General features: G+C 33.6%; 6 protein-coding genes. All 6 read left to right on the top strand.

The window, feature by feature from the left end:
• The first annotated feature begins 136 nt into the window (after positions 1–136).
• The 6 genes from BD847_RS01495 to BD847_RS01470 all read left to right on the top strand — a co-directional run bounded on the left by BD847_RS01495 (position 137) and on the right by BD847_RS01470 (position 12191).
• Positions 137–3232, top strand: a complete 3096-nt coding sequence (locus tag BD847_RS01495) for a DUF5107 domain-containing protein (RefSeq protein ID WP_115886499.1) — start codon at positions 137–139, stop codon at positions 3230–3232.
• A 55-nt stretch (positions 3233–3287) separates the two neighbouring features.
• Complete coding sequence (locus BD847_RS01490; RefSeq protein WP_115886498.1) at positions 3288–4847, top strand: M60 family metallopeptidase; 1560 nt, start codon at positions 3288–3290, stop codon at positions 4845–4847.
• A 60-nt stretch (positions 4848–4907) separates the two neighbouring features.
• Complete coding sequence (locus BD847_RS01485) at positions 4908–7091, top strand: M1 family aminopeptidase (RefSeq protein WP_115886497.1); 2184 nt, start codon at positions 4908–4910, stop codon at positions 7089–7091.
• Between the two features lie 91 nt (positions 7092–7182).
• Positions 7183–9042 carry an alpha-1,3-galactosidase-related protein gene (locus tag BD847_RS01480; protein ID WP_115886496.1) on the top strand — a complete coding sequence of 620 codons (1860 nt, stop codon included), beginning with the start codon at positions 7183–7185 and terminating at the stop codon, positions 9040–9042.
• Positions 9043–9411: 369 nt separating this feature from the next.
• Positions 9412–10731: a DUF3472 domain-containing protein gene (locus BD847_RS01475; protein ID WP_115887313.1), complete on the top strand. Its 1320-nt coding sequence runs from the start codon at positions 9412–9414 to the stop codon at positions 10729–10731.
• A gap of 122 nt (positions 10732–10853) precedes the next feature.
• Positions 10854–12191: a Gfo/Idh/MocA family protein gene (locus BD847_RS01470; RefSeq protein ID WP_244201565.1), complete on the top strand. Its 1338-nt coding sequence runs from the start codon at positions 10854–10856 to the stop codon at positions 12189–12191.
• Positions 12192–12305 lie beyond the last annotated feature (114 nt).

Genomic DNA, 12305 nt, shown 5'->3' with positions numbered 1-12305 from the left:
ACTGTAAACATATATTTTCTACCAATATTTAGTGCCTAACGGCACTTTAACACCAATTAATGCCTATTAAATCATTGAAATCTATTTAATCTGTGGCAAAAAGCAAATAACCATAACTACACAAAAAGCTTCTCTTATGAAATTTAGACCAATATTATCCCTTTTGCTCTTTGGAAGTCTTTTCATAAATGCACAAAACAAACCGACCGTAAAAGAATACAAAAAAGTATTTACTACATATCCGTTTTCAGATCCCGACCCAATTCCGAAACCTGACACAAAGTTTTATCCGTATTTCCGTTTTGACGGTTTTACTGATAAACCCGTTCAGAAAGAATGGAAAGTGATCGAAATCGAAAACGATTATATCAAATTAATGATCTTGCCGGAAATTGGCGGAAAAGTTTGGTCGGCTATAGAAAAATCTACGGGAAAAGACATTGTTTACAATAATCATGTTGTAAAATTCAGAGACATTGCCATGCGCGGACCTTGGACAAGCGGCGGTGTTGAAGGCAATTATGGAATTATTGGACATACGCCAAACTGCGCGACTCCTGTTGATTACAAAATCATAAACAGAGAAGACGGAAGTATTAGCTGCGTGATTGGAGTTTTGGATTTATTAACGAGAACTTCTTGGAAATTAGATATCAATCTGCCAAAAGACAAAGCTTATTTTACTACGAATTCATTTTGGTCAAACACAACCGAATTCGAACAGCCTTATTATACATGGATGAATACCGGAATAAAAGCAGCTGAAAATCTGCAGTTTATTTATCCGGGACAAACTTATATTGGTCATAACGGAGAATACAATTCTTGGCCAATTGATAAAGAAAACGGCAAAGATTTATCTTTCTACAAAAACAACAATTTTGGCGGTTACAAATCGTATCACGTATTCGGAAAATACGATGATTTCTTTGGAGGATACTACCATGACGAAGATTTCGGAATGGGAAGATATGGCAATCACGATGATAAACCAGGCAAAAAAATCTGGATTTGGGGATTATCTCAGCAGGGAATGATTTGGGAAAAACTATTAACCGATACTGACGGACAATATGTAGAAGTACAAAGTGGAAGATTGTTTAATCAGGCTAGTGAAGGCAGTAATCTTACACCTTTCAAACAGCGTTCGTTTGCGCCTTATCAAACTGATACCTGGACTGAATATTGGTTTCCTGTAAAACACACAAAAGGTTTTGTAAAAGCCAATAATTATGGTTCTGTAAATATCAAAAACGAAAACGGCTGGCTGAAAATCTATTTTTCTCCTCTTCAAAAATTAAATGACAAAATTGAAGTTTTTGAAAACGATAAAAAAGTTTATTCTAAAGATATTGCATTAAATACATTGCAAACTTTCAAAGATTCCATTCAGGTAAAAGTGGATTCTAATAAATTGAAATTTGTTTTAGGCGGAAATAAACTGGTTTGGAATTCAGCTCCAGAAGACGGAAACATTAATCGTCCTGTAGAAATTCCAAAAGATTTTGATCATAATTCAACTTATGGATTGTATCAGCAAGGAAAAAATTACATCGGTTTTAAAGATTATGTTCTTGCTGAACAAAAATTAACAGCTTGTTTAAAATTAGATCCAAACTACGCTCCTGCCCTTTCTGCATTGGCTTCTTTGCAAATTAGAAAATTAGATTTTAAGTCTGCAGTCAATTTAGCAAGTAAGGCTTTAGCAATAGACACTTACGATCCTGCTGCTAATTATTTTTATGCATTGGCAAACCTTCATTTAGGAAATACTACCGATGCAAAAGATGGTTTCGATATTGCAGCTGCAAGTGTTGAATTTAGAAGTCCAGCTTATACTGCTTTAAGCAAAATTTATTTAGCCGAAAACGATCTGCCAAAAGCGATCGAATACGCAGAGAAAAGCTTAATATATAATCAATATAATATTGAAGGTTTACAGGTTTTAGCGGTTTTATATCGTCTTCAAAATAATTCTGATAAAGCAAATTCTGTTTTAAAAACAATTACAAAACTTGATCCGCTGAATCATTTTGCTGATTTCGAAAAATATCTTTGGAGCAATTCAAATGATTCAAAAAATGTTTTTACTGCTTCAATTCAAAACGAAATGCCGGAACAGACTTTTCTTGAATTAGGGATTTGGTACAATAATATAAGTCGAAAAGAAGATGCTCTGAAAGTGTTTTCTATTGCAGAACCAAGTGCTGAAATTATTTATTGGAAAGCCTTTTTAGAAAATAAATCGGTGGATTTAAGTAAAATCAAACCTGGAACTAGTTTCCCTTTCAGAAATGAAACTGCTGAAATTCTGAAAAAACTAATTCAGACCAACGATCAATATCAGTTAAAATATCATTTAGGTTTAATTGAGTGGAATCGCAATTCTATTTCACAGGCAAAAGAATTGTTTACGCAATGTGGAATAAAACCAATCGATCCGGCTTTTTATGGAGCAAAAGCTTCTTTGTTTAAAGATGACGCTGCAATCGTTTTGGCAAGTCTTCAGCAAGCAATCAAACTCGACCCGCAAGGTTGGAGATATCATAAAATGTTGACGGAACATTACATCGTTCAAAAACAATTTGACAAAGCGCTTGCAACCGCCGAATCGTTTTATAAAAAACATCAGGACAATTATTTAATTGGAATGCTGTATGCTAAAACTTTATTATTGAACAAAAAATACCGCGAAGCAGATTCCTTTTTAACCAAATTAGAAATTCTTCCTTTTGAAGGTGCAACCGCAGGAAGACAATTGTATCACGAAGCAAAATTGATGCAGGCTTTGGCTGAAATGAAAAATAAGCAATACAAAAAAGCTTTACAATTTATTGCCGATGCAAAATTATTCCCTGAAAATTTAGGTGTTGGAAAACCGTATGATGAAAATATTGACGAAAGACTAGAAAACTGGCTGGATTACCAATGTTACAACAGTCTTGGAAACAAAGAAATGGCTTCAAAATCTTTACAGAAAATTGTGGCTTTCCAACCAAAAGTGGATAATACGGTGATGAATTTCTTGCCGGCAAATCAATTGGTTTCGGCTTGGGCGATAGAAAAAACATCTTCTTCTCAGGAAGCTGAAAAATGGCTAAAAAACCAAGCAAATTTATATCCGACAAACAAAATAATTCAATGGAGTTTATTGGTTTACACCAAAAAACCATCGAATATTTTAAGCGAAGATGAAAAAGACGGTGAAGTTAGAATTATTGAAAAATTATAAGAATCAACTGAAAATTTAATCAATTACGAACTATAATTAATAAAAATCTACACGAATGAAACACCTTGTTTTACTTTACATTTTATTTTTCCTTTCTGGTAATAGTTATGCTCAAAGTGCTATTGACTCTATTTCTGTAAAAGAAGATTTGGCTTTTTTTAAAGATAATTTAGCGACTAAACTAAAAAAGAACATAAAGCAGCAACAATTAGATCAGATTAAAAATAAAGAAATTCGTGACGCTGCCACGCAAATGCTTAAAGGCGAATATGATTTCAATTATAGATTAGCGACTTACAACGCTTATTTGTCGCCAGCAACCTTAGGAAAAAAGTTGTCTATTGGTGATGGTTATAGTAAATATGAAAACATTACGGGTATTTACTTGCCGCTTGGTAAACATGTAATTCTTGTAGACAATATTGCTAAAAATAAAACGGTCGATTTAGTTATACCAAATTGGAACAGACAACCGCCTGCAGGAATTGAGCCTGATAAAGATCCTAATTGGGGAATTGAAAAAAAATCATATCCATTAAAAAATGGTATAAACATTATCGATGTTAAAGACTTTGATGGTTTGGCTTATATCAATTATTATTCTGAAGATCCGAAAAAGGAAAACGCCATTAAAATTCATTTTATTGATGGTAAAATAAACGGCTTTTTTGATTCGGGAAAACAAAAAAATGAAGAATGGAACAAACTTCTGGACAACACTATTTATCCTATGATAGATGCTCGAGGAAAGTATATTCAAACCATTTATCCTAAAGCAGATTTAAAAAAATATGCTTACAACAAAGGCGTAGAATTACTAAATTGTTATGACACTTTGATCTATCGTCAGCACAGACTTATGGGATTAATTAAATACAAGCGTGTACCAAACAACAGGATATTGGCTCGTGTAAACTACAATTACTACATGTTTAGAGACGAAGATGGTATTGCTTATATGGGAGGCAAATCAGGTTATGCGTTAGGAATGGTGCTTGATCCTGCAAAAGTAATCGCTGGTGATCCGGCATGGGGATTTAGCCATGAAACCGGTCACGTACATCAACTACAACCGTATTTTAATTGGGGAGGTCTTTGTGAGGTAAGTAATAATGTTTTCACAATGTATGTAATTAAATCATTGGGAATTAAATCGCGTCTTTTAGAAGGTAATTATTATGAGTCTGCAAGAAAAAAAGTGATTGAAACAAAAGAAAACTACTTAAAAGTAGGTGGCGCTTTTGAGCCTCTTGTGCCTTTCTGGCAACTTCAACTGTACTTCGAAAAAGCAGGCAAAAATCCTGATTTTTACCCTGACCTTTATGAAGCATTCAGAAAACAGGCTCACGAATTTAATAAACTAAATGTAAAAGCTGATGAGAATCCGGCAGCGTATCAACTTAATTTCGTAAAAACAGCGTGCGAAGTTAGTAAAGTTGATTTAACCGATTTCTTTGATGCATATGGATTCTTTTATGTGGGCGAATTCGATGGAGATTGTTATGGCGCTTATCATTATAAAATGACCGAAAAAATGGTGATGGATTGTAAAAACGCAATAAAATCGAAAAATTATCCTAAACCGGTTTTAGATATAACAACCCTGACTGATTGATTTTCAAATCAAAAAATAAATTTTAAAATAGACAAAACACGATTACTATAATTACAAAAGATGAATAAAAATTTTATAAAATATACTGTTTTAAGCTTAGTTGCATTGGCGTGCCAAAACATACAAGCTCAAAATACAGAGAAAGATAAAGAGCAATTAGCTATTTACAGAGCGACTCCACTAAAAGTGCACGATCTGGTACACACAAAACTGGAAGTGTCTTTTGATTATGGTAAAAGACATTTGTACGGAAAAGAATGGCTTACTTTAAAACCTCATTTCTATACGACAGATTCGCTTACTTTGGATGCAAAAGGAATGGATTTTAAAGAAATTTCTATCGTAGAAGGAAAGAAAAAAACACCTTTAAAATATACTTACGACAGCGAACAACTTTTTATTAAACTGGACAGAAAGTATAAAGCTTCTGAAAAATACACCATATTTATTGATTACACGGCAAAACCAGAAGAACTGAAAAGCAAAGCCGGCGAATCGATTACAAACTCAAACGGATTGTATTTTATTAATCCCGACGGAAAGGGAGACAAACCAACACAAATATGGACTCAAGGCGAGACTGAAGCTTCGTCTTGTTGGTTCCCAACAATTGACAAACCAAATCAGAAAACAACTTCTGAAATTGCGATGACGGTTGATGCAAAATATACTACACTTTCAAACGGTAAATTAACTTCACAAAAAATAAATAAAGACGGGACAAGAACGGACATATGGAAAATGGAACAGCCAAATGCACCTTATTTGTTTATGATGGCCGTTGGAGATTTTAAAGTATATAAAGATTCTTATAATGGAAAAGAAGTCAGCTATTATTTAGAACCAAAATATGCGCCGTATGCGAAACAAATTTTTTATAAAACGCCAGATATGATGAATTTTTACGGCAAAATGCTTGGCGTAGAATATCCTTGGGCAAAATATGCGCAAATTGTTGTGAAAGATTATTTTGGAGGCGCGATGGAAAATACTTCAGCAACAGTTCATGGCGAATATGTTCAGCGAACAGAAAGAGAATTATTAGATGATAATCAAGAAAGCACTATTGCTCACGAACTTTTTCATCAATGGTTTGGAGATTATGTAACAGCTGAATCATGGTCAAACTTAACAATGAACGAATCTTTCGCCACTTTTGGAGAAGTACTTTGGCACGGACATGATGCTGGACAAGATGCAGAAGACAGGTCTCGTTATGAGAAACTTCAAAATTATTTGCGTTCTCAAAAAAATGGTGACAGTCCTATTTTAGCACGTTTTCATTACAAAAATGCCGATGATATGTTTGATAATATCAGCTATTCTAAAGGTTCTATCATTTTGTATGCAATGAAAAACCAAATGGGTGACGAAGCGTTTTTTAAAGGATTAAACCATTATTTAACAACAAATGCTTATAAATCTGGCGAACCACATCAGTTACGTTTGTCTATGGAAGAAGTAACTGGAAAAGACTGGTTACCTTATTTTACTCAATGGTATTACAATGCCGGAAGTCCTATTTTGGATGTTACTTACAAATATGCTAACGGAAAAATTACGATTACAGTAAGTCAATCTCAGGATAGTGCAGTGCAAACCTTTACGTTGCCTTTAAAAGTTGATTTTTACGTAAACGGAACTAAAATAAGAAAGGATATTTTAATTGACAAAAGAGAACAAAGTTTCAGTTTTGATCTTCCTTCAAAACCTGAATTTATTGACCTTGATCCAGATAAAATTTTGGTTGGCGAAGTTAATGTAGATAAAAAAACTGCTGCTGATTATCTTTTTCAATATAAAAATGCACCATCGTATTACAACCGAATTGAAGCTATAAAGTATGCTACAAAAGAGAAAAGTCAACAAGGACAATTGATTCTTTTAGCCGGTTTAGCAGATCAGCAGGAAGATTTAAGAGTTATGAGCATCAAAGCAATTGATTTAAATGATAACCAAACTAAAGATCAGGTTTTGAAAAAACTGCTTGACATTGCTAAAAATGATAAAAAAACAATTGCAAGAGCCGCAGCCATTGTAAAATTGGCTTCGACCGGAGATGCTGCTTACAAAAATTTAATGCTGGAAAGCACTAAAGAACAATCTTATAATGTTATCGCGGCGGGAATTAGCGGATTAGCAAAATATTCTACCGAAGAGTCAGATAAAGCATTATCATCTTTAGATGATGATACTAAAAAGCATGTTACACCTTTAATAAAAAAAATTAGTAGTCAAAAATAATTAGTAAATCCTTTGAACTGTTTTGTTTTTGAGACCTCTCTAATCTGGTTAATTAGAGAGGTTATTTTTTAACTAAAAATCTCAACTAAAAATGAAAAAAATATTTTTAACATCCATTTTACTTTCTTTTTTAACCATTTGCACGGCTCAAAATAAGGTTAAAAAAATTAATGTAAAAGATTATGGTATTTTGGCTAATACCAAAGAAAATTTAACCGCTAAGGTCAATCAACTTATTGAAGGATTAGGAAACGAATCAGTGCAAATAACTTTTCCAAAAGGCCGTTACGATTTCTTCCCAGATGCCAACTATTACAGAACGTATTATGAGAGTAATACTTATGATGCTGATACCAGAAAACTGGCCATTCTCATAAAAAACAAAAAGAACATTACAATCGACGCTCAGCAATCTGATTTTGTGTATCATGGACATATTCAGCCTTTTACTTTAGATAATGCAGAAAACATCACAATCAAGAATATAAACATCGATTGGGATGTTCCGTTAACATCTGAAAGCGAAATTATTGAAGCTGATGAAAATCATATTCTAATGAAAATTGACATTACTCAATCTCCTTATAAAATACATGAAAAAGGTTTGACTTTTGTGGGCGAAGGTGCTAAGGAAAATTGGGCACTTTCCGAAGGTTCGTGGTTAATTGAGTTTGACAAAAATCATATTATTCCAGCAAACACAGGTGATAATGGATGTGTAAAAGGCGATTTAAAAAACGTAATTTATAGCGAGATAAAACCAGGATTGGTATTAATGAAAGGAAAATTTACCAAAACTCCCGCTGTCGGAAACTTTTTAATTTTAAGACATGGAACCCGTGATCACGCCGGAATGTTTTTATTTCATAGCAAAAACACCAAACTGGAGAATATTAATGTGTATCACACTTCCGGATTGGGAATTTTATCTCAATACTGCGAAAATATAGAGATGAGAAAAGTAAATATGATTCCAAATCCTAAAAAAAATCGTTATCTGAGTGGTCATGATGATGGATTGCATTTTATGGGATGCAAGGGCGAAATCATAATAGACAATTGCGATGCACAAGGTCTAATGGATGATCCTATTAACATACACGGAACATATGTACCAGTAATGGAAAAAATAGATGATTATGCACTAAAATGCAACTTTGGACAGAATATGTCTCACGGATTATTATGGGCTGTAGTTGGAGATAAAGTTGGTTTTATTCAAAAGAAAGAAATGAATACGATGTCTTATGGAATTGTTTCAAGTTTTGAACCTTTAGATGTTGATCATTTTATTATCCGATTCAAAGAAAAAATTCCGACCGATATAGATGCTAATTTTGTTCTGGAAAATCTAAGCTGGACACCAAATGCTACAATTACCAATTGTTTTGTGGGCAGCAATCGTGCACGAGGTTACTTAATATCTACTCCGGGAAAAGTAGTAATAGCAAATAATGTTTTTGAGACTAGTGGCTCGGCAATTCTTATTGCGGGAGATGCTAATTATTGGTACGAAAGTGGTGCTGTTAAAGACATCACCATCAAAAACAATGAATTTAGATTTCCATGTAATTCCTCTTACTATCAATTTTGTGAAGCAATTATTAGTATTTACCCTGAAATTCCGGCACCAAATGCTATGCAGCCGTTTCATAAAAATATAAAAATCGAGAATAACAGTTTTAACCCTTCAGACTACCCTATTCTTTATGCTGTTTCTGTAGATGGCTTAAGTTTTAAAAACAATACTATCAAACGTAGTTTTGCTTTTACGCCTTGGTATCCTGAAAAATATAACTTTAGGATTGAAGCCTGCAAAAACGTAGAAATTAGCGGAAACAAAATTGGAAAAGATGTATTAGGAAAAAATATTCTTCTTAAAGGAATGCAACCTACAGAACTAAACTTAAAGAATACTGAATTAAGTGTTGAAATCGCAAAACCAAACTAAATTCTGCATCAGGTTTAAAAAATAATACACATCTAATTATAAGCCAATAATCAAAGATGATAAAAAATGTGCTCGAGAACACAAAATTAGTGTGTTCGAGCACATTTTTTATGTTTTTTCTTGGTTAATCAAAATATATTCAATAGTTTCGTTAAATAATAACAAATAACCATCAATCATTTTACTATTAGATAACAATTCAACCATCTGATTAACAGATTAAAACACAAAAAAATTAAAGTATTTTAAAAATTGAATTAGATTAAAAATCATAATTATTTATGTTTTTGTTTTTTGAAACCTCTCTAATTTGGTTTGTTAGAGAGGAATTTCAAAAAAAAAGTAATAAAAGAACGAACCATCAATCAAATGAAAAAAATAGTATACTTGTTTCTTGCTTTAGCACTAATTTCTTTTTCTCCTATAAAAGATACTTCTTTCGTTGAAAAAAACAGAAAAGAAAATATCCAAACCGAAATTTCCTTGCCACTTGCAGGAAATGCATATAGTTCTACACATATTGACGGCAGTAAAACCATTACAAATAACGGAATTGAAAACTGGACAAATGCCAAGGAATTTTTCACGGTTTATTTCAGAGTTTCAAAGCCGGGAACTTTCCAAATCACCGTAGAAGAATCGGTTAAAGTTTCTGGAAAATCTGAACTTGAATTTTCAATTCAAAATGAATCAAAAAAAGTACAATTTACTGATTCGAAAAAAGCCGTTCAGGTTGGGAGCTGGAAGATTGACAAAGAAGGCTATGTGGCTTTAAAAATTAAAGGCATTAGCAAAAGCGGAAACCTTTTCCCTTCCATAAATCGTCTTACGATCTCAAGCACCGATTCAGACGGAAAAATTTCTTATGTTCCAAACAACGAAGGTAATTTTTATCATTGGGGACGTCGCGGTCCATCTGTTCACCTAAACTATCCTGTTCCGGAAAGTATAAACGCTGAATGGTACTACAACGAAATTACTGTTCCTGTAAATGAAGACAAAATTGGTTCTTACTATATGGCAAACGGTTTTGGTGAAGGTTATTTCGGAATTCAGGTGAATTCGAAAACAGAAAGAAGAGTATTATTTTCTGTTTGGAGTCCGTTTGATACTGATGATCCTAAAAGTATTCCGGAATCACATAAAATAAAAATGCTTAAAAAAGGCGAAAATGTTCATACAGGAGAATTCGGAAATGAAGGTTCTGGCGGTCAAAGCTATTTAAAATACAACTGGAAAGCAGGAAATACATATAAATTCTTGCTGAGAGGACTTCCAAATGGAGATAACACAACAACATACACAGCCTATTTTTATGCTCCGGAATTAAATAAATGGATGCTGATTGCAAGTTTTAAACGTCCTGGAACCAATACTTATTTGAAAAGGTTTCACTCGTTTTTAGAAAATTTTGTTCCTGAACAAGGCGATTTATCTCGTAAAGTTTTATTTGGAAATCAATGGGTTTGTGATGAAAAAGGCAATTGGACAGAAATCAATACAGCCCGATTTACCAACGACAACACAGGAGCAAAAGAATACCGAATGGATTTTTCAGGCGGAACTGAAAACGGTTTCTTTTACTTAAAGAATGGAGGTTTTTTTAACGATTTTACTATCCCAAAAACTACATTTACGAGACCTCTGACTAATAAAAAACCAGTAATAGATTTTTCTAATTTACCATAAAGCACCATAAAACAATAAAAATTCTAATGACCGATAATCCGAATCCGGATTATCAAAAATCTTTTAAAAACAAGTTAACTATGAAAACCATTAATTTTAAAATCATTTTCGCCACTTGCATTATGCTGTTTGGAACACTTGCATCTGCACAAATGATTAAAACAAAAACTCCATCGCGTCCTAAAGGTCAAACCGATGTTTTACGTTTGGCTGCTCCAGCGATTCCAACTGTTCGTATTGCCTTTATCGGTTTAGGAATGCGCGGTCCGGGAGCTGTAGAGCGTATGACACATATTCCGGGTGTAGAAATTGTTGCGCTTTGCGATATGAAACAGGAAAATACTGCAAGTGCCAATGAAATTTTAACTAAAGCAGGTTTCCCAAAAGCGCAAGAATTTTATGGTGATGAAAATGCATGGAGAAAAGTAACAGCGTTGCCAAACGTAGATTTAGTATACGTTGCTACAGACTGGTTACACCATGCCGTTATTGGTGTTCAGGCTATGAAAGACGGAAAACACGTAGCAATTGAAGTACCTGGAGCTTTGACAATGAAAGAAATCTGGGAACTTATTGATACGTCAGAAAAAACAAGAAAACATTGTATGCAGTTGGAAAACTGTGTTTACGATTTCTTCGAATTGACGACTTTAAACATGGCTCAGCAAGGTTTATTTGGAGAAATTCTTCATGCAGAAGGTTCTTACATTCACGGTTTACAGCCTTTTTGGGGAGAATACTGGAACAACTGGAGAATGGATTATAACATAAAACATCGCGGTGATATTTATGCGACACATGGTATGGGGCCAGCGTGTCAGGCCTTAAATATCCACCGTGGTGATAAAATGAATTTCCTTGTTTCTATGGATACAAAAGCAGTTGGAAATCCTGCTTATATCAAAGAAAAATCAGGACAGGAAGTTAAAGATTTCAGAAATGGAGATCACACAATGACAATGATTCGTACTGAAAACGGAAAAACAATCCAAATTCAGCACGATGTTACTTCTCCTCGTCCATACAGCAGAATGTATCAATTAAGCGGTACTAAAGGTTTTGCAAACAAATATCCTTTAGAAGGTTATGCTTTGGATGGAAAAGAATTAAGTGATGATGTAAAACCAAATCACGAAAAATTAAGCGCACACTCGTTTGTTCCTGAAGAAGTTAAAAAAGCTTTGATGGAAAAATACAAACACCCAATTGCTAAAGGTATCGAAGAGCAAGCTAAAAAAGTTGGTGGACACGGTGGAATGGACTTCATTATGGATTACCGTTTAATTCACTGTCTTCAAAAAGGACTTCCTCTAGATATGGATGTTTATGATTTAGCAGAATGGTCTTGTTTAGGTCCATTAACTGAAATCTCTTTAGACAATAATTCTGCACCGGTAGAAATTCCAGATTTCACACGTGGAGGATGGAATAAATTACAAAAATTAGAATTTTCAGAATAAATATTATTGGTTAGTTGAAAAGGGACAAGAGAGCAAAGTAGTTGTTGCTCTCTTGTCTATTTTAGGCCTTTCGTAAAACAAAAAAACCATCTGACAAATCAGATGGTTTTTATT

This window comes from Flavobacterium cutihirudinis (assembly GCF_003385895.1).
GTDB classification, from domain to species: Bacteria; Bacteroidota; Bacteroidia; order Flavobacteriales; family Flavobacteriaceae; genus Flavobacterium; species Flavobacterium cutihirudinis.
This window is presented reverse-complemented; position numbering and strand designations above follow the sequence as displayed.